General features: G+C 43.7%; 19 protein-coding genes. 9 read left to right on the top strand and 10 right to left on the bottom strand.

The window, feature by feature from the left end; genetic code table 11:
* The first annotated feature begins 181 nt into the window (after window positions 1-181).
* The 3 genes from SDEN_RS10940 to SDEN_RS10930 all read left to right on the top strand — a co-directional run bounded on the left by SDEN_RS10940 (window position 182) and on the right by SDEN_RS10930 (window position 3255).
* Window positions 182-1162: a rhodanese-related sulfurtransferase gene (locus tag SDEN_RS10940; protein ID WP_011496537.1), complete on the top strand. Its 981-nt coding sequence runs from the start codon at window positions 182-184 to the stop codon at window positions 1160-1162.
* A gap of 164 nt (window positions 1163-1326) precedes the next feature.
* Window positions 1327-2697 (top strand): molecular chaperone, encoded by a 1371-nt coding sequence (gene yegD / locus SDEN_RS10935; RefSeq protein ID WP_011496536.1) that lies wholly within the window; start codon window positions 1327-1329, stop codon window positions 2695-2697.
* Window positions 2698-2769: 72 nt separating this feature from the next.
* Window positions 2770-3255 (top strand): CreA family protein, encoded by a 486-nt coding sequence (locus tag SDEN_RS10930; RefSeq protein ID WP_011496535.1) that lies wholly within the window; start codon window positions 2770-2772, stop codon window positions 3253-3255.
* A 180-nt stretch (window positions 3256-3435) separates the two neighbouring features.
* On the opposite strand, the gene SDEN_RS10925 is transcribed toward SDEN_RS10930, so the two are convergent.
* On the bottom strand, window positions 3436-4215 hold the full coding sequence (locus tag SDEN_RS10925; protein WP_011496534.1) for a hypothetical protein: 780 nt from the start codon (window positions 4213-4215) through the stop codon (window positions 3436-3438).
* Window positions 4216-4586: 371 nt separating this feature from the next.
* Between SDEN_RS10925 and cysB the strand changes: the two genes are divergently transcribed.
* Entirely contained in the window at window positions 4587-5561 is a 975-nt protein-coding gene (gene cysB / locus SDEN_RS10920; RefSeq protein ID WP_011496533.1) for an HTH-type transcriptional regulator CysB, read from the top strand.
* Between the two features lie 76 nt (window positions 5562-5637).
* On the opposite strand, the gene purN is transcribed toward cysB, so the two are convergent.
* Together purN and purM are read right to left on the bottom strand one after the other, a co-directional pair.
* Window positions 5638-6279: a phosphoribosylglycinamide formyltransferase gene (gene purN, locus SDEN_RS10915; RefSeq protein WP_011496532.1), complete on the bottom strand. Its 642-nt coding sequence runs from the start codon at window positions 6277-6279 to the stop codon at window positions 5638-5640.
* Window positions 6280-7317, bottom strand: coding sequence for a phosphoribosylformylglycinamidine cyclo-ligase (gene purM, locus SDEN_RS10910; protein WP_011496531.1), 1038 nt, complete (start codon window positions 7315-7317; stop codon window positions 6280-6282).
* A gap of 240 nt (window positions 7318-7557) precedes the next feature.
* Here purM and upp point away from each other — a divergent pair, with 240 nt between their 5' ends.
* Complete coding sequence (gene upp, locus SDEN_RS10905) at window positions 7558-8184, top strand: uracil phosphoribosyltransferase (protein WP_011496530.1); 627 nt, start codon at window positions 7558-7560, stop codon at window positions 8182-8184.
* 163 nt (window positions 8185-8347) lie between these two features.
* Here upp and SDEN_RS10900 read toward each other — a convergent pair whose 3' ends face one another.
* Window positions 8348-9685, bottom strand: a complete 1338-nt coding sequence (locus tag SDEN_RS10900) for a Na+/H+ antiporter family protein (protein ID WP_011496529.1) — start codon at window positions 9683-9685, stop codon at window positions 8348-8350.
* 274 nt (window positions 9686-9959) lie between these two features.
* On the opposite strand from SDEN_RS10900, the gene SDEN_RS10895 reads away from it, so the two are divergent.
* Complete coding sequence (locus SDEN_RS10895) at window positions 9960-10565, top strand: peroxiredoxin (protein WP_011496528.1); 606 nt, start codon at window positions 9960-9962, stop codon at window positions 10563-10565.
* A gap of 113 nt (window positions 10566-10678) precedes the next feature.
* Here SDEN_RS10895 and SDEN_RS10890 read toward each other — a convergent pair whose 3' ends face one another.
* The 3 genes from SDEN_RS10890 to SDEN_RS10880 form a co-directional block, all read right to left on the bottom strand.
* Window positions 10679-10939: a GrxA family glutaredoxin gene (locus SDEN_RS10890; RefSeq protein WP_011496527.1), complete on the bottom strand. Its 261-nt coding sequence runs from the start codon at window positions 10937-10939 to the stop codon at window positions 10679-10681.
* Window positions 10940-11109: 170 nt separating this feature from the next.
* Entirely contained in the window at window positions 11110-12879 is a 1770-nt protein-coding gene (locus SDEN_RS10885; protein ID WP_041406255.1) for a DEAD/DEAH box helicase, read from the bottom strand.
* 592 nt (window positions 12880-13471) lie between these two features.
* Window positions 13472-14596 (bottom strand): alpha/beta hydrolase, encoded by a 1125-nt coding sequence (locus tag SDEN_RS10880; protein ID WP_232279888.1) that lies wholly within the window; start codon window positions 14594-14596, stop codon window positions 13472-13474.
* Window positions 14597-15088: 492 nt separating this feature from the next.
* On the opposite strand from SDEN_RS10880, the gene SDEN_RS10875 reads away from it, so the two are divergent.
* Window positions 15089-15979: a PD40 domain-containing protein gene (locus tag SDEN_RS10875; RefSeq protein WP_011496524.1), complete on the top strand. Its 891-nt coding sequence runs from the start codon at window positions 15089-15091 to the stop codon at window positions 15977-15979.
* A gap of 67 nt (window positions 15980-16046) precedes the next feature.
* The gene (locus SDEN_RS10870) at window positions 16047-17015 is read left to right on the top strand and encodes an alpha/beta fold hydrolase (RefSeq protein ID WP_041406253.1); all 969 of its coding nucleotides are present in this window, start codon (window positions 16047-16049) and stop codon (window positions 17013-17015) included.
* Window positions 17016-17104: 89 nt separating this feature from the next.
* On the opposite strand, the gene SDEN_RS10865 is transcribed toward SDEN_RS10870, so the two are convergent.
* Complete coding sequence (locus SDEN_RS10865; RefSeq protein ID WP_011496522.1) at window positions 17105-18376, bottom strand: alpha/beta hydrolase; 1272 nt, start codon at window positions 18374-18376, stop codon at window positions 17105-17107.
* A 1266-nt stretch (window positions 18377-19642) separates the two neighbouring features.
* Here SDEN_RS10865 and SDEN_RS10855 point away from each other — a divergent pair.
* Window positions 19643-20248 carry a DUF998 domain-containing protein gene (locus SDEN_RS10855; protein WP_011496521.1) on the top strand — a complete coding sequence of 202 codons (606 nt, stop codon included), beginning with the start codon at window positions 19643-19645 and terminating at the stop codon, window positions 20246-20248.
* A gap of 423 nt (window positions 20249-20671) precedes the next feature.
* Here SDEN_RS10855 and SDEN_RS10850 read toward each other — a convergent pair whose 3' ends face one another.
* Complete coding sequence (locus SDEN_RS10850; RefSeq protein WP_011496520.1) at window positions 20672-22414, bottom strand: hypothetical protein; 1743 nt, start codon at window positions 22412-22414, stop codon at window positions 20672-20674.
* Between the two features lie 12 nt (window positions 22415-22426).
* A complete protein-coding gene (locus tag SDEN_RS10845) occupies window positions 22427-24217 on the bottom strand; it encodes a hypothetical protein (RefSeq protein WP_011496519.1) in 1791 nt (596 codons plus the stop codon).
* Window positions 24218-24748: the final 531 nt, after the last annotated feature.

The raw sequence follows: 24748 nt of genomic DNA, 5'->3' as shown, positions 1-24748 counted from the left end.
GCACCTAAATAGCAGCTAAAAACTGAGAGTATTTATTTTACTGTGATTGAGCTATAATTTCGCGCCTTTTTTTGATGAGTTCACCTGCCTGCTACTTCCAGAGGAAGTCCTTCATCAAAACAAGCTAAATCATATTATTACTATGCACTGGAAATGAAGTTCCAGCTAGCGGAGAGTCAAAATGTCACAAGTTGTTGTTTGCGCCTTATATAAGTTTGTCACTTTACCTCATTACGAATCATTAAGAGCGCCGTTATTAGCCGTAATGGAAGCCTCAGATATTCGCGGCACCTTGCTATTAGCTCAAGAAGGGATCAATGGCACTGTGGCTGGTACACAAGCGGCAATCGATGGCTTATTGGCCTGGTTTGATACCCAAGAAGGCTTAGATAATATCGTCTCTAAGGTGTCTTTTGATGCACAAATGCCGTTTTATCGCACTAAAGTCAAATTGAAGAAAGAAATTGTCACCATGGGCGTGGAAGGCATAGACCCTCGTAAAGTGGTCGGCACTTATGTAAAGCCTAAAGATTGGAACGCATTGATTTCAGATCCTGACGTTATCTTAGTGGACACCCGCAACGATTATGAAGTGCAAATTGGCACCTTCAAGCATGCGGTGAACCCAGTGACAGAAACCTTCCGTGAATTCCCCGAATACGTGAAGCAAAATCTTGATCCTGCCAAGCACAAGAAAGTCGCCATGTTCTGTACTGGCGGTATTCGCTGTGAGAAGTCGACCGCCTATTTGAAAGAGCAGGGCTTCGACGAGGTATACCACTTAGAAGGCGGTATTCTTAAGTATCTTGAAGAAGTTAAACAGGAAGAAAGTTTGTGGGAAGGCGAGTGCTTCGTGTTTGATAATCGAGTGTCGGTTAATCACAACTTAGAGAAAGGCGTATACGATCAATGTAATGCGTGCCGCATGCCCATAACGGAGCAAGATAAATTATTGCCTTCCTTCGTTCAAGGCGTTAGTTGCCCCCATTGCATCGACAAAATTCCGCAGGAGCAGCGACAACGCTTTATTGAGCGCGAACGTCAGGTACAGCTCGCCAGACAACGGGGTGAAGCCCACATTGGCAGCGATGTAAAACAAGTGATTGCCACTCGTCGTGAGAAGAAAGACAGCTTACGTAAAGCACAGAATGAGCAAAGCTAACGTTTAACTCAAACAGGCTTATAAAACTAAGCCTGACAATAAATTGCCTGAAAAAATTAGGCTGTTCAATCAACCAGTATGAATAGGCTAACTAACCCGAAGGCGCCGATCCCTTTATGAATCGGCGCCTTTTCCTTTTACAGGAAACCATAAAGGACAGCAACATGTGGATAGGTTTTGACTATGGCAGTGCTAACTGCGCCGTTGGCATAATGCATGAAGGCAAGATTAGCCAAATTCCATTATCTGCTAACAGCCAGTATTTGCCATCAACCTTGTACGCCTTAGACAGAGAACTTATCGCTCAGGCCGTATATCAAGGCATTAGCCAAGATAAAAAAAGTGAGTATGCCAAGCTCAGAAGTAGCCAGCTCAGCCGAGCGATTCAGGTGCGTCACGAGCTGGATTTGAGCATGGATGAGCAGACGGTATTCGTAGGTCAAGCCGCCATTGACGCTTATCTTGAGATGCCTGAAGAAGGTTTTTATGTGCGCTCACCGAAATCATTTCTGGGGGCGAATGGCCTGCGTGAAGAACAGGTGGCGTTATTTGAGGACATAGTGACCTTAATGATGCTGCATGTGAAAGGTATCACAGACAACTACCTTGCAGACAATGGTTTGCCAGCAGCGACTCATGCGGTGATTGGCCGTCCAGTGAACTTTCAGAGTATTGGCGGCGAGAAAAGCAATCAGCAAGCCGAGGCGATACTCTCCTTGGCTGCAAAGCGCGCAGGCTTTACCCAAGTGGCGTTTTTGTTTGAACCCGTTGCTGCGGGCATGGACTTTGAAGCGAGTCTTGAGCAAGACAGCACAGTGCTGGTGGTGGATGTGGGCGGCGGTACTACGGATTGCTCTGTGGTGCGCATGGGGCCCAGTTTTGCTGCCAATAAGCAGCGGGAGCAAGATTGTCTCGGTCACAGTGGTCAGCGCGTTGGCGGCAACGATCTTGATATCGCCTTAGCCATGAAAGGCTTTATGCCAAGCCTTGGATTAGACAGCTTACTCAAGTCAGGCAAGCCTATGCCCAGTGCGCCATTTTGGCAAGCGGTCGCGGTGAATGATGTGAGTGCTCAGCGTGATTTTGCCAGCCTTAACGCGCGAAAACTGCTGGATACCTTAGTTAAAGATGCCAAAGAGCCTGAATTAGTCAAACGACTTAAAAAAGTGCAGCAAGATCAACTGGGCTATAAATTGGTGCGCCAAGCTGAAGGGGCCAAAGTGACCTTGTCTGATGCGATGCAAACTGAATGCGATCTGGGATTTATTGCCAGCGATTTATCGGTTGAGTTGACACAGGCACAATTTAGTCATTTCATCATAGAACCCTTAGCCAAGATTGAAGCCTTGATCCAAGCGGCGGTGGCTAAAGCCGATGTTAACCCTGATCTTGTTTATGTCACTGGCGGCACGGCTCGCAGCCCTGCAATTTATGCTAAGATTGCCAGCGTGTATCCAGAGGCTAAGATCGTCGTTGGCGATCACTTTGGTTCAGTCACCGCTGGGTTAACGCGCTGGACCCAAAAGGTTTTTTGATCCTGTTTGGGTTCTAGTGGCACTCAATAAAAGCATAGGTATATCAACATCAGCATCAGCATAGGAGCTTGGATGAAACAGCAATTTTTGCCATTGGCATTAGGACTTGGGATCACAGTTATCGGATTAACGGCTTGTTCTGATGATGTAGGCAAGGTGAGTTTAGGACTATTTACGACTAAGGATGTGCTCATCGATGCCAAGCATGACCCTAAAATACCAGGAGTGACGTGTCATATTAGCCGCATCCAAGCGAATTTAGACTTTGCCGATCCCTCAGATATGAGCATCAGTTGCCGTCAGACTGGGCCTATTACCGCGGCGCAGCTAGAGAACATCAATCTGGATAAAGACGGGGAAGTGGTGTTTAAAGAGTCCTTAAGCATACTCTTTAAAAGCCTTAAAGTGAGACGCATATTTGATAAACAAAACCAGACCTTGCTGTATTTGTCTTATTCAACAAAAGAAACCAACGGCAGCCATAAACATGCCCTGTCGACTGTGCCTTTATATGGCACGGAGGCGTTTAACCCTAACCCTGTGACGTTAAAAGACTAGCCTGGCGAGATAAGCTCAGAGATAAAATCTATGGTTTAAGCGCTTTGGTTTATGAGCTATGGTTCAAGGTTTTAGCATGCAATTACTGTCAGGATAAACGCATTAAAAACAAAAACACCTAGCCAAGAGGCTAGGTTTTTTTATGGATTGAATAACGATTAAAAGGAATATGGTAGCGAATTACCATTTCTTCTTCGGCTGGAATAACATATCCAAATCATCTTCTTCATTATTTTGTTTAGGCGCATTGGGCTCTGAACTTTTTTGTGCACCCATGATTTCATCAAGTAATTGCTTGGCCTCATCGACCTTGCGGGCGATAAAAGGATCATTAGGGGTTAATGCCTTAATGGCGTGCAAGGTGGCCAACGCTTTGGTGACCATCTGCTTTGATGAACCATATTGCTTCATGGTCGCTGCTGAGCGTGCACGAGACAGCATTGAATCCACATTTATCCGCAGTTGCAAACTGTCGATCCGCTTTTCTTCTTCGGCGAAGATGTTAGGAGAGACCTTACCTTTATTATGCTCGGCTCGTAGAATAGCTTTAAGCATCTTTAGAGTTTTGACTAAGGCTAACACTTGCTTATCGTTATCAGGCAGTCTGAAATTCTCAATGGGGGGCACGGCACCCGCATTGGCGGTAATTGCGCTAACTTGGGTTTGTACATCGGCTAACCGTCTTTGGTATTCACCTTGGACTTGGCCCGAAGTATGCTGAATTGAGATCTCGAGCGCATCTTGAATACGTTTATATAAAACTAAAATGATGTGGCTGGAACAGGGCACCATACCTGTATTTGAAAGCACGGATTCCGTTTCATCTATGATGGCACGTTGACGAGCAATTTCTGTACGGCGCTCAGCTTCGGCACGCTCTTTTTGTTGTTGGATAAGGCTAATGCCTATGATAAGTAACAAGAGAGCACCGATAAGGAGCAATACCAAAGTAAAGGTCATATTGTTTCCATTCTATAATCGACTTAAATGAATCGCGTTGGTAAATAGTGCCAGTAAATCACTGAATTGCGACTAATGCTAACAAGCAAGTCATGCTAGCCTATATCTTAGCGCAACTTATTACTACTGTCGTTGAAAAGTAAGTTCTTTTGATGATAAATCCTTAACTTAAGACGCTTTTCTGGGGATAAGCTGTCTTTTTATCCAAATGAGGGCCAAATTTGCCTTAGTTGGTTATTCCCATTTGCATTAATTTTCCCTATGTACTATAACAAATAATTATAGTTAAAGGTGCCCGTTGGCAAACTCAACCCGTTAAATACGGGGTTGTTAACGAAAAGAACACCTTAGTGTCTGCCAAGGATAACCCCATGAAACTGCAACAACTCAGATACATAGCTGAGGTAGTTAAACATAATCTCAATGTGTCGGCAACGGCTGAAAATCTCTATACCTCCCAACCTGGGATAAGTAAGCAGGTTCGCATGTTAGAAGATGAACTCGGCATTCAGATTTTTGGCCGCAGCGGCAAACATTTAACTCATGTGACCCCAGCAGGCCAGCAAGTGATCGACATAGCCAATGACATTCTTGGTAAAGTCGAGAGCATTAAAAAAGTGTCAGAGGAACATACCAAGCCCAATCAAGGTGAGCTTAATATTGCCACCACGGATACCCAGGCTCGGTACGCCTTACCTAAGGTTATTCAGAACTTTATTCATCGTTATCCTAAAGTTAACTTACACATGCACCAAGGTACGCCAGCACAAATTAGCGAGCAGGCAGCCCGAGGTGAAGCGGACTTTGCCATCGCCACCGAGGCGATGCATCTATACACGGATTTAATCATGTTGCCTTGCTATCACTGGAATCGCTCTGTGGTGGTCACTCGGGATCACCCGCTTGCAGGGGTTAAAAAAATCAGCATCGAAGATTTAGCCCGCTTCCCCTTAGTGACCTATGTGTTTGGTTTCGATAAGGCATCAGAAATTGAAAGGTCATTTAAACGAGCTAACCTCTCCCCACGAGTGGTCTTTAGTGCCACCAGTGCCGATGTGTTAAAAACTTATGTGCGTTTAGGTCTAGGTGTCGGAGTGATTGCCTCTATGGCGATAGACCCTGTGATAGATAAAGATTTAGTCACCATCGATGCTAGCCACTTATTTGCCCATAGCACCACCAAAATTGGCTTTAGGCGTGGCAGTTTCCTTCGAAGCTACATGTATGATTTTATTTTTCATTTCGCGCCGCACCTGACCCGTGATGTGGTAGAAAAGGCGGTGGCGCTTCGGGATCAGCAATTGATTGATGAAATGTTCTTAAACATGGAATTGCCAGTGCGCTAACTCATAGTCGTTAAATCCTAGACAATAAAAATCTCGCCAGTTGGCGAGATTTTTTTATGGGGTCATAATTATGCGTTTAATCGGGAGCGTAGCCATGAGGACCGACATCTTGGCCATCAAGATAAGCCTTGTTGTCTTTCATTATTAAGCGCCCATGACTGAACCATTTGACCACTAACGGGTAGATGGCATGTTCTTGCTCATGAACCCGCAGGGCTAATTGCTCAGCATCATCGTCTTCATAGACTGGCACTTTAGCTTGTAAAATCACTGGGCCTGCATCAAGTTCAGGGATCACGAAATGCACCGAGGCGCCGTGTTCTTCTTCCTTGGCTTGAAGCGCTCTTTCATGGGTATGCAATCCCGGATACTTAGGCAATAATGACGGGTGAATATTGATCATCTTGCCTAAATAGCGACTCACTAGCTCATCGGTTAAGATTCGCATAAAGCCTGCCAGTACGATAAGGTCTGGTTGATACTCATCGATTTTTAGCTGTAAGCGTTCGTCGTATTCGGCGCGGCTCTCGCCTTTGCGGGCGATCACACAACTGGCATCAATCTCAGCTTGGTGAGCGCGCACTAAACCATAAGCTTGGGGTTTATTGCTAATAACACCAACCACTTCTGCTCGTAAATTGTCATCACAGGCATCCATAACGGCTTGTAAATTACTGCCATTACCTGAAATTAATACCAAAACACGACAAACACTCATTTACACTATCTCCACTTGCTCTTCTTCGCCTTCACGGCTGGCAATGCTGCCGATAAGCCAGGCTTGTTCACCTGCCGCTTCCAGTAGACTTAATGCCGCATCAACCTTGTCTGCTGGCAGGGCGATGATCATTCCCACGCCGCAGTTGAAAGTGCGATACATTTCGTGCTGGCTAATATTGCCATTAGTCTTAAGCCAGTCAAATACCACTGGCCACTGCCAAGAAGCGCCATCAATAACGGCTTTAGCATTGGCGGGTAAGACCCTAGGGATATTTTCCCAGAAACCGCCGCCTGTGATGTGTGCCATGGCATGGACATCAGACTCTTCGATTAGCTTAAGCACAGATTTAACGTAAATTTTTGTCGGTTCAAGCAAGTGTTCGATAAGCTGCTTGCCGTTTAAATCTTGCTGGGGGTCGGCTTTAGAGACTTCCAATACTTTACGGATAAGTGAGTAACCGTTTGAGTGTGGGCCGCTTGAAGCCAGAGCAATAAGCGCATCGCCGGCACTGACTTTAGTGCCATCTATGATGTCAGCCTTTTCAACCACACCCACACAGAATCCAGCTAAGTCGTAGTCTTCGCCTTCATACATGCCAGGCATTTCAGCAGTTTCACCGCCGATTAATGCACAACCCGACTGAAAACAGCCTTCGCCAATGCCGTTAACCACAGAAGTGGCGGTATCGACATCGAGTTTGCCAGTGGCGTAGTAATCTAAGAAGAATAATGGCTCAGCGCCTTGAACGATAAGATCGTTCACACACATAGCAACCAAATCGATACCGACGGTATCGTGCTTCTTATAATCTATGGCGAGTCTAAGCTTAGTGCCCACGCCATCGGTACCAGATACCAGCACAGGGTGCTTATATTTAGTCGGTAATTCGCAAAGGGCGCCAAAGCCCCCTAAATTTCCCATGACTTCGGGTCTATGAGTGCGTTTTACGGCAGATTTAATATTATTAACCAGTGCGTTACCTGCATCAATATCAACGCCGGCGTCTTTGTAACTTAGTGGGGTAGGAGTGCTCACGGTGGATCCTCTCGGGTACATCGTTATTGGATTTTATGCGGCGGCATTCTATCAGTTTGCTACTGTGCTCGAAAGGATTGATTTATTTTAGTTTTTTTAGGGAAACTAAAAATACGAACAATTTTATTGAGTTAGATCACTATTTACAGCATTTATGAAACTTTATGTTTTATACAGGGGATAAATAAACTAACATTTGCTCAATTTGTCCGAATGTATCGAAAAGTAGGAGACTAAAAAATGAAAGTCGTTGAAGTAAAGCACCCGTTGATCCGTCATAAAGTAGGTTTAATGCGCGAGGCTGATATCAGCACCAAACGCTTTCGTGAATTGGCGACAGAAGTCGGCAGTTTATTAACCTATGAAGCCACTTCTGATTTCGAAACAGAGAAAGTGACCATAGAGGGCTGGAATGGCCCAGTTGAGATAGATCAAATCAAGGGTAAGAAAGTCACGGTAGTGCCTATTCTACGTGCAGGTCTTGGCATGATGGACGGCGTACTTGAGCATATCCCCAGTGCAAGAATTTCTGTTGTGGGCATTTACCGCGACGAAGAAACTTTAGAGCCAGTGCCGTATTTTGAAAAAATCGTCAGTAATGTTGAAGAGCGTATCGCGCTGGTGGTTGACCCTATGTTGGCAACAGGTGGCTCTATGATCGCCACTATCGACTTACTGAAAAGTAAAGGCTGTACTTCAATTAAGGCGTTAGTGTTAGTGGCAGCGCCAGAAGGCATTGCCGCTCTTGAAAAAGCGCACCCAGATATCGAGCTATATACCGCATCGATTGATAAATGCCTCAATGAGCAAGGCTATATTTTGCCAGGCCTTGGTGATGCCGGCGATAAAATCTTCGGTACTAAATAACCGAAACTTACTGAAAAACTAATAATAACCAAGTCGAAACCTAATCAAAGTCAGTGATTCGCTCAGGTTGTTGTGAAAAAAATGGGCATCTATTTAGATGCCCATTTTTTATGGTTGCTGATTATTAATCACTCATATTACAACGGCTTATTACAGCAACCTGTTATAACGTCATGGCGGCTATCCAGCCAAAAATTATTAGCGGAATATTATAGTGAATAAACGTCGGGATCACGCTGTCACGAATATGGTCGTGCTGGCCATCCACATTGAGCCCGGCAGTTGGCCCCAAGGTTGAATCCGATGCGGGAGAGCCCGCATCCCCAAGGGCCGCGGCTGTGCCCACTAAGGCAATGGTGGCGGTCACAGAAAAGCCAAAGCTTAAGGCTAAGGGCACATAAATGGTGGCAATAATGGGTATGGTTGAGAAGGATGAGCCTATGCCCATGGTGATCAATAAGCCCACCACTAGCATAAGTAGCGCTGCTAAGGCCTTGTTATCCCCGATAATGTCACCTAATGAACTCACTAGGGTACTCACTTCACCAGTGGCTTTAACCACGGCGGCAAAACCTGCGGCTGCAATCATAATAAAGCCAATGTTAGCCATCATGTGCACCCCTTGATTAAACAAGTCTTGGCTGATGTCTTTTTTAATGATGCCTGAGAAGCGAAACACCACAAAGCCTGCTAATGCGCCAAAAATCATCGAATCTGTATACAGCTGCACCATTAACGTCAGCACTATGGCACTAAGGGACACTAAAATTGTACGGCGGTTTAGCTGGGTAACATCCGCATCTGGGGCTATGGCTTGCTCTTTGTCTATCTCTTTGCTTGGGTAAGCTCTTGGCTTGCGATAGCTGATAAACACGGCAATGAATAAACCTAATATCATGCCTAATGCCGGCAGTAACATGGCCTTGGGGATCTGCCCCTTAATTGCATCTAGGCCATTAGTGGTTAAGTTGGCGAGTAGAATGTCATTTAAGAAAATGCCGCCAAATCCGATAGGTAAAATCATATAGGTAGTGACTAAGCCAAAGGTCAGCACACAAGCTATCAAGCGTCTGTCGAGCTTGAGCTTGGTCATGACATGCAGCAGCGGCGGGATTAAAATTGGAATAAAGGCGATATGGATAGGCAAAATATTTTGTGAGGATATCGCCATCAGCAAAATGGCCGTGATAAGCAAGGCGCGCACCACTTGGGTATTTCGGCTGTTTGGCTCTTGACCCAATTTGCTGATGATGGCTGTAGAAATAAGCTGAGTTAAACCTGAATGACTTAACGCGGCAGCAAAAGCGCCGAGCAAGGCGTAACTTAAGGCAATTTGAGCGCCGCCGCCAAGGCCGTCATTAAAGGCTGAAATGGTTTCTGCCAAGGGCAAGCCGCCAACAAATCCTGCCACTAGGGCACTCACTGTTAACGCGATAACCACGTTCACACGCATTAAACTTAAGATGAGCATCAGGCTCACTGCAATTACAACCGCATTCATATCAATATTCTTTATGTCATAGAAGAGGTTTAACCTCGTAGCAGGGTATTCTCGACTGGCGAGTGTTAGCTTGTCCAGCGAAGTGGCGCGATTATTCGTGCTGAAAGCAGACTCAAAGGTCCAAACGCTGCTTTTGTGTTCTATGAGTTAGTCAAATGAAACCTAAGTAAAAAATTAGCCTGCCCTGATTGTGATCCCTCTCGCATATTAAGCGAGTTTGGGTATAATGGTGGACTGATTTGAAATTTTGTTCAATCCATAGATGGAGATAAAAATGAGCGTATTAGTAGGCCGTCCAGCCCCTGATTTTACAGCTGCAGCAGTACTTGGAAACGGTGAAATTGTTGATAGCTTTAACCTATCAACAGCAATCAAAGGTAAGCCAGCAGTAATATTTTTCTATCCTTTAGATTTCACTTTCGTGTGTCCATCAGAGTTGATCGCATTCGATCACCGTATGGCTGAGTTCACTTCACGCGGCGTGGAAGTGATTGGTGTGTCTATTGACTCACAGTTCACTCACAACGCATGGCGTAACACTCCAGTAGACAAGGGTGGCATTGGCCAAGTTAAATACACTTTAGTTGCTGACGTTAAGCACGAAATTTGTAAAGCGTACGATGTTGAACATCCAGAAGCCGGTGTGGCTTTCCGTGGTTCTTTCCTTGTAGACAAAGAAGGTCAAGTACGTCACCAAGTGGTTAACGATTTACCACTAGGCCGTAACGTTGACGAAATGCTGCGTATGATCGATGCACTTCAGTTCCACGAAGAGCACGGTGAAGTCTGTCCAGCAGGCTGGTCAAAAGGCGAAAAAGGCATGACAGCCAGCACTGAAGGTGTTGCTGCTTACCTAAGAGATAACTCAGACAAGCTATAATCTTAGCTGTGATAAGATTAGCGCTTGAGTGATAAAAAAAAGCTGCCTAGGCAGCTTTTTTGTTTTTCAAAATACATAAACTACATTTGCTTACTAGCATTCGCTCACTAGTATTAGCTCAGTAATTTGTTTTCACGCACATATTGTTCAAACTCAGTGCAACCGCCGACGGGCACTTCATCAACAAAAATCTGCGGTACAGTTTCAACCGTTTTGCCCACAGACTTAGATAAATCGGCTTTTGAAATGCCTTCTGCGTGGATATCAACATACTTAAATTTGAAATCTTCACGCTGCTCGGTCAGCTTTTCTGCAAGCTCAACAGCACGAACACAATAAGGGCAGCCTGGACGACCAAAAATGACAACAAACATGGTGACTCCTAAAATAGTAAATAAATATAATAAATTAATCTGTTAAAGCAGAGGTTTAAATTATAAAACCTGTTATATCACAGCCATTCAAAAATGAATAACGGGAATACTGAATTAGCCTAATAGGTTTTTTCAATCCAGACGTTAACCCCTGTATGAAGCAGACAAAGCTAATAGCTTAATTGATAACGACCCTGGTAATCGAAAAAAGCTTCCTGCAATTGCCAAAACTTTTTATTTTTCTTCAGTAACAGCATGTCAGGTTTGCGAAAACGCTTGAGATCCTTGAGCACATCTTCAACCTTGTGATACTTAGGGTGGGCCATTCCTGGGGTGCGAGTATGACTCATTGCAAATACCGCAAAAAAAGCTCGCCGCTGCCCCGGGGTATCAAAGTAAAACTGCTGCTTAAAATCATTGCCCTCTACGTCAAGATATTGCACCACAAGCTTGTTCCCATCCTGTGTTAACAACATCTCTTGGCATTTAAATAAATGGTGGTGCTGAGCGTTGAGCACTTGTTTGAGGCGTTTGTCGGGGTCAATAAGGGTGCTATCGCATTGCAAGCAAATTCGTGCGGCGATGTCATTGTCGCTGCCGCAATCAGGGCAGGCTTTAGAACGAAAGCGAAAATCACATTGCACTTCTTTTATGTTCACTGTGCTGCTTTGCAGCTCAGAATCGACCAAGCCTTGGCAACGGCGGCCGTAATGCTCCACTAGATCGCCGTCATTATCCACTAAGCCCCAAAAAGTATTGGCGAAACTGCACACAGGGCAGTGCACTTGCACCGGCACGGCGCGGCTATTGGGCTTGGCTTGGCCCACTTCAGGGTAATATAAGTCATAGCCATTGGCGGCATAATCTATCACTAAACAATCGGTTTTATTGGGAGCAAGCCGTAGGCCGCGACCTATCATCTGCTGAAACAAGCTGATGGAGGCGGTGGGGCGTAAAATCGCAATTAAGTCCACGTGGGGCGCATCAAAGCCTGTGGTGAGTACTGCCACATTGACGATATACCGAAGGGACTCGGTTTTAAAGCGGCTGATGATGTCATCTCGCTCAAGATGGGGAGTGGTGGCGGTGATAAGGGCAGCGCTGTCATCCAAATAGGTCATGATTTCCTGCGCGTGACGCACAGTTGCTGCAAAAATTAATACCCCGCGCCTCAGCTCGGCAACTTGCTTCACTTGCTTGATAATCGCCTTAGTTGCACGGCCTTGGTGCTTGAGCAGGGCATCGACTTCTGCTTGCGGGTATTCGCCAGTGTCACTTGGGCTTAATGCATTAAAATCGTATTGCGCGCTTAGGCCATCGAAAATTTTGGGCTCGGTGAGGTAGCCTTGTTTGATAAGCGGACGCATGGGTAAATCAAAGATGCAGTTCTCAAACACTGGGTTGTCAGTATTGCCCACCTTGCCATGATAATGATGGCGATACACATAACCGCTACCCAGACGGTAGGGTGTGGCGGTGAGACCGAGTAGTTTAAGTTTTGGATTTTGCTTGATGAGCTGGCTTAATAATTGTTGATACTGGCTGGTTTTTTCTGTGCTGACTCTGTGACACTCATCGATGATAACCAAGGAAAACCCTTGGCTAAACCGCTCAACGGCTCTGGCGGCAGATTGAATGCTGGCCACCACAGTTTTGCCTTGGGCTTTTTTTTGCTTTAAGCCCGCAGAGTAAATGCTTGCAGATTCTGTGAGTAAGCCAACCTTCTGCGCATTTTGCTCCACTAATTCCTTAACGTGGGTCAACACCAAGACATTGCCTTTGGCGATACGGGCAAGTTCAGCAATCACAATACTCTTACCCGCACCTGTGGGCAGTACTAATACTGCAGAATCCTTGCTGCGTTTAAAGTGATTAATGGTCGCATCCACCGCATCCTGCTGGTAATTGCGCAGCTGGATAGGGTTTGTTGCCGCCGCCATACTAGGAGCCGTATCAGCGGCATTTTCAGCTGCAGCTTGAGGCATGGGCTGAGTCTCAGATTGAGTACTGGATTGCGTCATGAATGTTGTCTCGGAGAGGGTCTCGGATAGCACCTATAGAGATAGGCAAGGTCAATAAGGGCTCAGGTGTCATGGCGCAAGTTTATCACAGCGAGGATAAGGTCTTGTCGATCTTTTGGGATGAATTTTACCGCCCTCAAGACATTTTTTGGCAAAGGTGAGTTTGGAGTTTGTGTCAGATTCAGCTTTAATTTTACATATCAGAAAAATTGAAAACCTTATATTTATGGTATAGCCGCACCATGGCATTCACTCACCGACACGCGGACTCATTTAAAACCAAAGGTCCCTATCGCTCACCTCGACATCCATGTCTCAGACGGTCGTCTCGCAAATCACCATGGTTACCTTTATACGCTTTCGTGTAACCTATTAGCTCTAAAGCATAAAGCCAAAATTTAACAATGGGTGGTTCGGTTAATTATCGGTTGGGTAATCCCCCCTAAAAATCGGGCCTGAAACTTAACCTGAAACAGAATTATGAAAGCTTCTGATTCTGCTATACGAGATGTCATATACTATTTAGTTTTGCTAATTCCTTTTGCAACTCTACACTGTCTGGATGTTTCAAGATCTCTGAACGGTACAAAGAAATCGCAGCGTTAATGTCATTGTTCTTAGAATAAAAGCGACCGACTTTAATTATAAAGCCTGAAGAATAATTAAAGCTTTCGATAAAGCCATTAAATTCCATGACTAATTGTTTGAAAAGAGGGAAGTTATTTTCATTAATTGCTTGATTTAGTAAATAATGCTTGGTTTCACCATGAATGTCAGTGCTTACCTGATAATGCTCTCCTCTTTTTTTGTAATGTGATTTTAACGCCGGTATGCCACCAAAGACATCGAATTCTTTTAATGAGTAAAACCTTATTGGCGCATAGTCATGGAAATATAAAGCAAGCCCTTTATTAAACGTATCGAATGGCGTTGTATAGTGATCATCTGACGCTGATAGCTGAAACTTCCAGTTGAGCTCTTTTCTTGTACTATGAGTAAATATATCTGATAGGCTTTTATGTGAACCAAGAGACCAAGATTCTACACTCCCTAACGTGTAATAAATAAACGCTCCGATCGGTGTTTTGCTTTTTAATAAATTATCAACATTGTCAAGTCGCTCTTGAGTAAAGTTTGTAGAGCTTGCTAAAAAATAAGCATCGAAGAGTGTCGGTTGTTTAGCGAGTAACTCTAATGCAAAGCCCCCTGCCATTTCCCAGCCAAAGTACATTCTCATGTCATTAGTACGGTAGGTTTTGTCAATGTAAGGGATAATTTGACCTTGAAAAGTATCAATTAATTCAACAGATTTTTTATCTAAAAGTTCCCTGCGATCAATGTTTTTAGTATTAATTCCCACAACAATAAACGGAGGCGTTTTTGATTCAGAGATAAGTGTTTTTTGATACGCAATTGAATGAAGAAAAAACCTTTCTCCATCTACGACATACATAACCGGATATCTATAGCTACTTCCAATATATCCATCAGGAAGATAAACCGTAACAGATTGATCATTATCAAATTTTAAAGAGTGAATAGCACCTATGTTCTCAAGGATATTCTTTTCGATCAAAACCGAAGCTAATGTGTTAAATGACAAAAAAGACATTAATACTATGATTGATATATTCACAACACCTCCATATGAGTGCTAATACCACAAACAGGGGCTCGCATTGCGTGTCCCGGCAACAGGCCCTTGCTGCTTTGTTTTATGTACGCCCTGCATGGGCATGAACTAATAAAGTGAACGTCCTTTGTAGCAAGGTCACCATTCAATAACGTGCCGTTATTAAACGTTATCGACCAACGAATGGCAAGGGCTCAGCGATAATCCCCGCTAACATATAGCCAATTTACGTTGGACGTGACATCGGGCAAGTGTAACAAGTGATTGATATTTCGTAAAAAGCGAAACACATGAATGCAAGAACCTAATATTCAGCTAGTAAGTTTATTGCTTGCATCAGAACAAAATCAGCTAAAAGTCATAAGGACGTCAAGTATTTTAACGCTGCTTTGCTTAACGTGATGGCTTGTTCAATTAGATATAAGCGTTTTATCAATGACAGTGTCTTCGATATGGTCGTTAAATTATTCGTTGATTGCAAAATAAGGGCAAATCATGAACCGTATTTACATTTCAATTATTCTACTTTTTTTTGCCATAACTATGAGCAGCAATAGTTACAGTAAAGATCGATTTCCTACTTTAGAAACTCGATATTTTGGCCAGAAACCACCCGGTTTAACTGCTGAAGTTTTTGCTCCTGGGCTAATTTCAACTGAAGAGGGCTATGAAAGTGGCGTTTCATTTTCAGCAGATATGAGAGAGCTTTATTTCGTTAAAAGAGGAGGAGAGTTTAAGGAACGCACACCCGTTGTGATTCGATATGAAAATCAGCGCTGGGGGAAGGCATCTGTTACCGATATAGAGCACCCGTATTTCTCTAAGGACGGTAATACCTTATACCGAAGAAATTCATATAGGGAACGAACTGACAGTGGTTGGTCAGAGAAGAAAAGCCTGGGACCGTTCTTTAAAGACCATCCTATTATGGGGATTTCGGTTTCATCAAATGGCACTTATTATTTTGATCTTATGGACAGGGAAGGCGACGGCCATATCAGTTATTCACGCCTGATAGAAGGCAAGTATGAAAAGCCACAAAAAATGAAAAAGGAAATTAATTCCGGTAAGTGGATAGCACACCCCTTTATTGCCCCTGATGAGTCCTATTTGATGTGGGATGCTGAGAGAAAAAGTGGATATGGCGATGCGGATTTGTATATTATTTTTCGCCAGACCGATGGTTCATGGGGAGCCGCCATTAACATGGGAGATAAGATAAATACTGCATCTCAGGAAGGGGGCGTTCGCTTAACACCTGATGGAAAATATTTAACATTTTGGCGCGGAAATCAAAAGATTAGAGAAGATGGAACTAGATATTGGGTAGGAAGCCCTTATTGGGTGGACGCTCAGGTTATTGAAAACCTCAGAAGCAAACAATAAATCATAATCACTCCCATGAAGGGTGATGTCAAAAGACGGCGCCCAAGCCTTAATCAAGGAAAGTCCCATGAAAATTTCGCAGGAAAACATCAACACTAGCCGAAGACATATGCTAAAAAAAGCAACCGTGATGGCCACCTTAGCTGTGACTAGTGGCATAAGTGGTAATGTTCTAGCAAAAACAGCAAACGTGAGTGATTTATCCGATACAAAAGAATGGTGTTATTTGCCAATCCCTAAACAAGCCCAAGCTAGCGAAGGTGTTTTGCCGCTATCAGGTGGTGCAGGACTATACTATTGGGACACTGGTGGAGACGGGCCTGCGGTAGTGCTTTCTCATCCTGGTAGAGGCAGTGCGCTAACTTGGCCTTATCAACAACCTGTTCTTTCAGCCGCCGGTTTTAGAGTCATTGCTTATTCAAGGCGAGGCTATTACGGCTCTCCAGCTGGCTCGGCAGATGATACGGGTAATTATGCAGATGATATTAATGCGTTAGTTAATCATTTAGATATCAAAAAATTTCATATCCTTGGGCTCGCAGCGGGTGGCTTTGCGGTTTCTGATTATGCGGTGTCATATCCTAATCGACTACTCAGCATGGTTATTGCTTGTAGCCTTTTTGGCTTATGGGATAAAAATATTGATGAACGTTTAGACGCTATTCTCCCTAAAAGCTTTCATAATTTGCCTCCTGAGTTTAAAGAGTTGGGTCCTTCATATCGTTGGGCACACCCAGAAGGTGTTCGTGAATGGATTAAAATGGAAGAAAAATCTAGAGGAGATGGCCCTAGGCATGGTCAAAAAGCCAAGAGTAATATTTCTTGGGATAAAATCCGAGCGGGTAATATTCCTACCTTCTTTATCGCAGGTGGTGCCGATTTATATCAACCGCCCTCAATGATGAGGGCCGCCGCCGGTGAAATACCTCGCAGTCAAACTCTTGTTGTTTCGGAAGCAGGGCATGCTGTGCAGTGGGAACAATCTGAATTATTTAATCGGGCTGTTATTGAGTTTTTCAAAAAGCATAGCTCATAAGGTCTGATGTTAAACAATAAGCTCAATACTGATTTGAGTTCTACAATGGCTGTCCGTTCGCCTATTGACTGGCGCGAGGCTCATCTGTGTTAGCTCTGATTTTCAAGCAACTTAGCTTCAATAATATTGATTTCCCATTGGTTACTTTTGTATTGTTTAGCCAAGCTTAATGCTTTTTTATAGTACTTGAAGGCCAATTGAGTCTTTTTCAATTGCTCGTAGGCTGAAGCAATACTTTTTAAATACGCGATAGAGTGATTAAAACGGTTTTCAGATTTTAGCAATATCTTTAATGCTGCTTCAGGGGAATCGAAATGGCCGGTATAACTGGCTAGCATCATAATGAAAGCCTGCTCTGATGCGGGGAGTTCACTCTTTACTTTAGTCATAAACACTGGGATTTCAGCTGTTTTTTCCTGGCGATAAAAAGATCGGATTGCAGATTTTATACTTGCTGTGGGAATTGGCTGGTTGATATTCAACGCCAAAGAAAGGCTTTTATAATGACTAATTAATTGCTCCGCTGAAATGATGTTTTCTAGTTCTTTATCTGAGACATACCAGCCTTCAAATATTTTTCTTAAATCTTGTCGCAATGAAACCAATCCTACTGAGTTATGGTTTTCATTAGGATAATGTGAAAAATCCCAGTGAATATTTTTAGGTTGTTCTTCATCCAACAATTGCAAAACCCCATACACTCCCTGCCTGTTTTCATCACCGAGTGATAGATGTAAAGATGTAGGCTTATGTTTACCTTTTTTAATAAATGCTTCTGCCTTTGCCATAATAGCATGGTCATTTAACCAAACTGATGGGCTTATCGACACAAAATGTTCGAAAGAGTCTGGTGATTCTAACAGTGCATTAAATACAAATAATCCCCCCATTGAATGACCAACCAATATTGCGTTATTCGCCGTTCTATAATTGCTATTTACATAAGGTTTTACTTCTTTGGTTAAAAAAGTTAAAAATTTCTCGGCTTTACCATCATCTTCTTCCTTAAAAGGAGCGGTTAACCCCGCAGGCGTCATGTACTGACGATATTTATCCGTTCCTTTGTCTGCAATTGCAACGAGAATAACGTCTGGAATTAACTGAGCTTTATTCGCCATAAAATCCAGCATGCCCGATACTCCATGTAAAATATAATCCCCGTCCATCAGGTAAATAACAGGGTAAGTTGCCCCAAGGTTGCTATGGTAATTTTCTGGGAGCAAGATCTGAAATTCTCGTTCTTCGAGTAAAATTGTTGAATTTAACTTTACGCGTTCTCCAGTGTTTAATTCAGCAGAAAACGTCAGAGTAGGTGCAAGCAAAAGTAGCAAAGTAAAAAATAATATGGTTTTTTTCATCATTATAATCGTCCATAGGTATGATATTAACTAAAGTGGATAACGTCTCAAGTAGTTTATTTTATGAGTTTTTATTGGGGGTTGGCGAGTAGGGTTTCCGCTGACTTGGGTTGTTGAACGCTGCAACCGAAATCATCAACACGCCCCCAAACAGCCAATATTAAAAACATTGCCCAAGAGATTAACACTAGTTTTCGCCGTAATGAAAAATTCGAAACATATTTTGCTTCAGGTAAATGAAGTAGGCTAATTGGTAGCTTAAGGAAGAAGCAAATATTTATATAGACAAGCAACGTAACACTTAACGATATTACAAGCGGTCGGGCGCTATCAGTAACGCACTCAAAAGACATCCCGAACCCAAATGCCAATGCCATGTATGAAGCCAATAGAACCCATTTTATCGATGAACGACTCATTACATCCCTGCGTATAACGTCTTAGTACACGGTGTTCCTGATAAAGTTCACTGTGTAAGTGATTGATAAGCCTCATGCTACAACTGCTAAGTGCTTGAAGTAAAGCGGTAATTCCCTTTATATTTTACAAGCAAAAAAGGCGTTCCTAATAAAATGGCTTTACCCATCATTCTGGAGCAGAACTTTCTATTAAAAAATTAGAGGCTTAACTTAATTTCCATTATGAATTTACGGTGCCATGGGTGGTTGATTTTTCGCCCAGAATTAACAACTCTGATTGTTGACAAGCTACTCCATAGTTAAGGGTATAAAAACTCACAGTCAACATCTAAGTTAACGAGACGAGATTGGGTGCTTTGCCAGACCACCGTTCGTCCTATGCCCGCTCTTTGGCATCTGACTCACATGGAAGTGAGGAGTGTCAGCTTGATGTTAGGAACATCATTGACTATGCAATCGCGGCGTTTGTGAATCACTTTACATTAGGCTGGATGTTCGAGCCCCCAAGTATGGCTGTTGATTTAACAAGAAGTCGGCGTGTCGATGAGTAAATGTTATGGCAAGACTGTTCTCATTAGTTAATTGGTCTCAATAAATCTGTTAACAATTACTCGGGATACAGGCCTAATGGCTGAAGTCACCTATCTGACTGCTCAAATTCAAGATTCCAGTACTTATTCAAGTCCTTATTTAAGTGTGATTCTGTGGAGTAAGTATAACTATAGTGCTTTATGTTCAATGTATTGAGGTGTAATCTTGTTTCACTTTAACAGGGGGAAGTGCATCAGAATTTGATGAAGGCTTTTCAGCGGATCCAGTAAAGTATCAGTGCAAGATTACAGGAGGTTATGTGTTAGCAAGTCTATGGAGTGTTACTGGCGTCATTGCCACTGTGTGGCTGGTTGTTGGCGTCGCTGTGGCTGGGCGATATTATCCAGGTTATAGTCATAAAACGCAGTTTTGCAGTGAGTTGGGGGCGAGTGGTAGCCCAACCGAAAAACTCTCTCCCCTTATCAACAACTACCCGTTAGGGTTATTGTTCTGCCTCTTTGGCGGCTATGTCGCAGGGCTCGATGAGGTATCTGTGTTACTGACGCTCTCAGGTTATCTTATCATGTTACATGGCCTGGGCACTTGGGTGGCAGGTTATTACCCGATGGACAGCGACCCGTACATTAAGACGCCGAGCCGAGAGTGTATTATCCATTCATGGGCGGGCTTTATCATGCTGCTGGCCTTGCTTATTGCTCCTATTTTAGTGGCGCTTAGCCCGACAACAGAGGTGATTTCCTTAGGGTTTCGACTGGGGTCAATCTTGAGCGTATTAGGGGCAATATATTATTTGTGGGCTATGGCGAAGGCGGTTAAAAACAAGGGCAACACAGGTTGGTATCAAAGGATATCCTATGGCATTCAACTGGTTTGGTTAAGCAGCTTTTCGCTCACGTTGATGTAAAAGCTCAGATAAACCCTAGCGTAAACACTAATATAAACATCAGGGTAATTAATTAATCCAGTCGCAGTAACATAACTCCCAGTATGGTCCCACAATCACTATCAGGAGCCTGTTTACCCGCTTGTGGTGTTTGGGTTATTTAACCGTTAAATGATAGCGCTTAGGCAGAATTTTTAAGGTGCCATTTATTTTCCATAAGGCGGAGGTATTGTTTTCGTCACATAAGCCTTCTCGAAATCATGACTGACTTACGGGTGAATTCGTGAGCTCTCTTTGTCAGTGAGTTGGTGTGTGGAACCCTGCGTTCTTATTCCAAACGTGGAATTATCACCTTGGGTGGACGCGCTAAAAAGCGAGAGGCAGGGATCCACTAATCTTTTTTATGCCAAAGGGTAATCTATTCCCGTCGGTGTCTACTGTGTATTAATTGATATTCCAGGGTTGTGCTTGTTGGTTCGGGCCGGAAGCCCATTTGTAACAACCACCGCCTGACATATTACCGCCTTCTCCACAACTATTTAAGCTGTAGCATTGCTGCTTAGTCAGCGCTCCTTGTGGTGCTTGTACCCAAGGATAGCCCTTACTGTTTTGCATCCAATAGCAGCTGGAAGACTGTGCTAGACCAAAAATAAAGGAATAATCTGTTGCGTAAGACTTGTCATTTAGCTGTGGCTTGGCTTCACTTGCAACGCTGGCGTGGGCATGGCATGAGAGGCAATTAAATCCTTGAGCATAAGTTTCCAGAGTGGTATTGGCAACAGGAACTTCACTAATGGTTGGTGTTTCCCCGCTAATAGATAAGGGGGTGAGTGGTGGCTTACCCGGAGGTGAGTTGTCATTGATCGCGGCAGATGACCAAAGTGTGTTAACCAGTATGTAGTTGGCAAATACCGAGTTGCTGTTGGCTTGTTTGATGAGCTCATGGGCTGAAGTGTTAATCGATGCAATTTTATTATCCGTAGTGTCTTTAATCTTAAAATCACGTGACACTTGTATAGGATACGGATCACATCCCTTGGCTTTATCTAGAAAGTAAGCTGGTGAGGTATTGACTTCACAGCTGGTCTTGGTTGTTGCAACGCCGTTCACCGTTTTAGCGCTACAGGTTGCAGGGACAGCGTTTGTGCTACAGCTTTTAGAATAAAAGGTGTAGGTATCTGGATTATTCAGAGAGTCTATATCCGCAGTGTCTGGTGCATTCAGCTTATGCTCAAACGTCGCCCACACCCATTGGGGTTGAGAAGCTGTTTTGTGAATAATATGCAAACCGACCAGTGCCAATGTCTTTGTACTGCAGGTATTGGTTGATTCATCATAAATCGATGCACTGCTCAATTTAAAATCAGTTTTCCAGTTTCCTTGTTCGGGTTCATTAACTTCCAACCAAGCGGCTTTAAGTTCTAAACCACCCAATTGTGTTTTATCACCCGGTTTAGCTCCATAACCGAGCGGCATGGCGATATTGTTATGTGCCTTAATCATATCTGCCTGTCCATTGGCATCGTACAAAGTATTGCCCACAATAAAATTGTATTGATCTTGGCTAAATAGTATTTCGTAATAAACCAGTTGTCCCTGCTTATCTGCCAGCCAATTGGGGTTATTGCTCGGGAATGCTTGTGCTGTTTCTGGGCTCAAGTTAAAACTTTCACCATTTTTTGCCGCAATACTGGCTTTACGGCTGGATGTCATGACGCGATAGACTTGCCCGTCATTCGCGCAGCTGGCAGGTATCGGGCCATTTCCCCAAGGGGTAGCATGTGTGCCAAAAGGGCCTGGAATGGCGGCATTCGGTAAAAAAACAGAATCAGCATTGGCGTAGGTCTCCCATACTCCCAGAGCTTGATCTCTGGCATTGCCAGGATTTCCGAATTGTGAGGCCATAGCAGATGTATCCGGTTGTCCAGGTGTGTTGGCCTGGGCTGGCCAGTTAAGTCCCATAAATACCTGCCATGCAAAACAGTTAACCCCATTTTGCGAGGTAATCATGGTATCTCCAGGTACGAAGCTACTGACAGACGGAGCATTTAAACAGTCAAACGTTGGTGCAGTGGTTGCCACTTTGGCTGTTGCTGCATGTACAGAGATGTCAGCCATAAGATAAGCTAAAGCAATCAGTAGTAAACTGAATACGGTTGCACGCCGATATAGGTATTTTTTATTCATTTTACTTTTCTCCTATGCATTGATATAGATGAGGCCAGGTAAGGGCGTAGGTGCTTCAGTCGCTGCTTGGTTTTTAATTAATATGCCTCGTAAGCCTGGCGTCGTGCCTGCTGCAACGGCGATGGTTACAAAAAAGTTATATAGACCTCCATTGCTGCCAGATCCACCACCGACCGGTGTACCGTCGGAGTTCGTCACTTTTTTCAGCGTTATCGTGATATTCGGGTCTATAGCTGTACTGTCACTGTTATAGATTTCAATGGTGGCTTGATTGACGTTGTCACTATCACTGACGTAACTCACCTGCATTAAAATATCTTGATAGGTTTGGCTTGGATTCAGGTATACAGGCAATGCAACAAAAGGTGGGTTGGGGTTTACTGCCGTCATTGCTTCGAACACCTGATTGCCAATAATCATGCTGGGATAGCCATCACTCTCACCATTTTTATTACCAACAGGGGGAAGAGGTATTTGTACTGGTGTACCCTCTGGTTGCGGTACTGCTGTGGCTGCAATGGCAACTTTAAAGGTGTCAGCAATTTGGCCTGCATATTGAATGGGTTGTGGAGTTTGACTCGGCCCATTTGCACTTCCCTCTACAAGTGCGCCAATGGTCACATCCTCTAGTGTATAGCCGGTGGGTGCATGAAACTTCATATGTAAAATTTGATCGTAACTCTCGCCATCAGTGTTAGCCCGACGACCGCGAACGACGCTAAACCAGTCGTTGACACAGGTCCCTTCTGGGAAGGTGTAGTTACTAAAATCTGGGGCTTGTAGATATAGTCCAAGTGGATTAGTTAGCATGATTTTTACACCAACATTTTTTATTACTTGGTTAACTTGTAAGCCGATGTGTGGATCACTATTACGGTAAGGACGGCCAAAGGCACCCGCGCATACTAAGCTCTGCATATTGTAGTTATCTGGTGCTAGCTCTCGTAACAGAGTGGCCTGAGCGGCAAGCAAGATCTCAGCACCAATAGTGTTAGGCGGACTGGTTAAATGAACTGCGCCCCCCCCAATATTGGTTGCAATCGTACCTTTGTTCCATTTGTTTAGCGGATTGTAAGCCGGGGCATTTGTGAATGGATCGATAACGATGTTTTCTTTTGAATCTTTCAGCTGTAGATCTTCCACGGTAATAGTGGTGTCTGTACTTAACAGTTCGTTATAAAGTTCAGCGACTCTCTGTGGGTCTACTTTCCACAAAGTGTACCAGTACTCTGGGTTTTCGCAGGTAAAATTAATGGCGATAATTTGACCTTGTGGATTGCGAGTGACAGCCCATTCACAGTATTCATCTAACCAGCCTCTTGGCCCATAAGGATCATAGCCTTTCCAGTCAGATGATGCCTGTTCCCAAGACATCTGAGGGCAGGTCTGACTCGGGATCTTAAAGGGTAAGCCGTCATTGCTTGGATCTTTGGGTATGTCGCCGTTGTAATCTATATCACCAAAATCCGCGAGATGTAATACTTGCTCATTGGTAAAGGCATAAGGGCTTTTTTCTGTTTGAGAAAAATACAATTTTAACCGATTTGGAAAAGCGGTCCAGAATACTGGTTCCACGATGTGAGTGCTAAGCGGGAAGGAGACGTCTTTACGGTTTACATACCAATTGCAGGGAGCCTGATTGGTTGCCGTCCATGGGTTGCTGACGGTAGAAGCTTGATTAGCGGCATCTAAGCCTTGATCCCATAGGTTGTCCATTTGCTCTTGTAAGGATTTATTATCGGGAAAATCTTGTATTTGAGCCGGTGTAGCATAGATACTGGTGAAATCGATCTTATCATTCATATATATGTTCCTTATGTGTTTGAGGAATAAATGCCAGCATCATGAGTGCTTAAAATTCAAAGATCATGCTGTGCCACAGGACAACCTCTTCGCCAGATGAAAATGTAAGTAAACCTATGATAAAACCTAGCGCTTTAGTGTTTATGCACTACGCAGTAAGCTGGGCATAAATCACTGGTTAGGCTTGGTCTATACCATGTCAAAAATACCGTGATATGGTGGATATAAAGGAGTTGACTTTTTATATTTGCTCTGGAATATAGAGCGGTATTGGAATAAATAATATCGTCTATTTGGATGTTTTTTCATAGAAATCCCTTTATCAGCATAGTGTTCGATCATGCATTTTTGAGTCTAACTGAATCAATGAGGCTTACACACGAGTTACTAGCCTCAGCTTAGATGCTTAGTTCAACAGTGTAATTCCCGATACACAGCTAAGGACGTAACGATTTATAGCCATCAAAAACTGTAGTGGTCAGTAATGAGGTTAAGTATCAAGTTAACATTAATTTAACACTTGTGCGGCTG

This window comes from Shewanella denitrificans OS217 (assembly GCF_000013765.1).
In the GTDB taxonomy this organism is placed as follows: domain Bacteria; phylum Pseudomonadota; class Gammaproteobacteria; order Enterobacterales; family Shewanellaceae; genus Shewanella; species Shewanella denitrificans.
Note: the sequence above shows the minus strand (reverse complement) of the source record. Positions and strands in the feature narration are given on the sequence as shown.

Excerpts from the sequence above, each read along its gene's own strand:
- SDEN_RS10940 (WP_011496537.1), top strand. The coding sequence starts at position 182 with ATGTCACAAGTTGTTGTTTGCGCCTTATATAAGTTTGTCACTTTACCT.
- yegD (WP_011496536.1), top strand. The coding sequence starts at position 1,327 with ATGTGGATAGGTTTTGACTATGGCAGTGCTAACTGCGCCGTTGGCATA.
- SDEN_RS10930 (WP_011496535.1), top strand. The coding sequence starts at position 2,770 with ATGAAACAGCAATTTTTGCCATTGGCATTAGGACTTGGGATCACAGTT.
- SDEN_RS10925 (WP_011496534.1), bottom strand. The coding sequence starts at position 4,215 with ATGACCTTTACTTTGGTATTGCTCCTTATCGGTGCTCTCTTGTTACTT.
- cysB (WP_011496533.1), top strand. The coding sequence starts at position 4,587 with ATGAAACTGCAACAACTCAGATACATAGCTGAGGTAGTTAAACATAAT.
- purN (WP_011496532.1), bottom strand. The coding sequence starts at position 6,279 with ATGAGTGTTTGTCGTGTTTTGGTATTAATTTCAGGTAATGGCAGTAAT.
- upp (WP_011496530.1), top strand. The coding sequence starts at position 7,558 with ATGAAAGTCGTTGAAGTAAAGCACCCGTTGATCCGTCATAAAGTAGGT.
- SDEN_RS10900 (WP_011496529.1), bottom strand. The coding sequence starts at position 9,685 with ATGAATGCGGTTGTAATTGCAGTGAGCCTGATGCTCATCTTAAGTTTA.
- SDEN_RS10895 (WP_011496528.1), top strand. The coding sequence starts at position 9,960 with ATGAGCGTATTAGTAGGCCGTCCAGCCCCTGATTTTACAGCTGCAGCA.
- SDEN_RS10890 (WP_011496527.1), bottom strand. The coding sequence starts at position 10,939 with ATGTTTGTTGTCATTTTTGGTCGTCCAGGCTGCCCTTATTGTGTTCGT.
- SDEN_RS10885 (WP_041406255.1), bottom strand. The coding sequence starts at position 12,879 with ATGGCGGCGGCAACAAACCCTATCCAGCTGCGCAATTACCAGCAGGAT.
- SDEN_RS10875 (WP_011496524.1), top strand. The coding sequence starts at position 15,089 with ATGAACCGTATTTACATTTCAATTATTCTACTTTTTTTTGCCATAACT.
- SDEN_RS10870 (WP_041406253.1), top strand. The coding sequence starts at position 16,047 with ATGAAAATTTCGCAGGAAAACATCAACACTAGCCGAAGACATATGCTA.
- SDEN_RS10865 (WP_011496522.1), bottom strand. The coding sequence starts at position 18,376 with ATGATGAAAAAAACCATATTATTTTTTACTTTGCTACTTTTGCTTGCA.
- SDEN_RS10850 (WP_011496520.1), bottom strand. The coding sequence starts at position 22,414 with ATGAATAAAAAATACCTATATCGGCGTGCAACCGTATTCAGTTTACTA.
- SDEN_RS10845 (WP_011496519.1), bottom strand. The coding sequence starts at position 24,217 with ATGAATGATAAGATCGATTTCACCAGTATCTATGCTACACCGGCTCAA.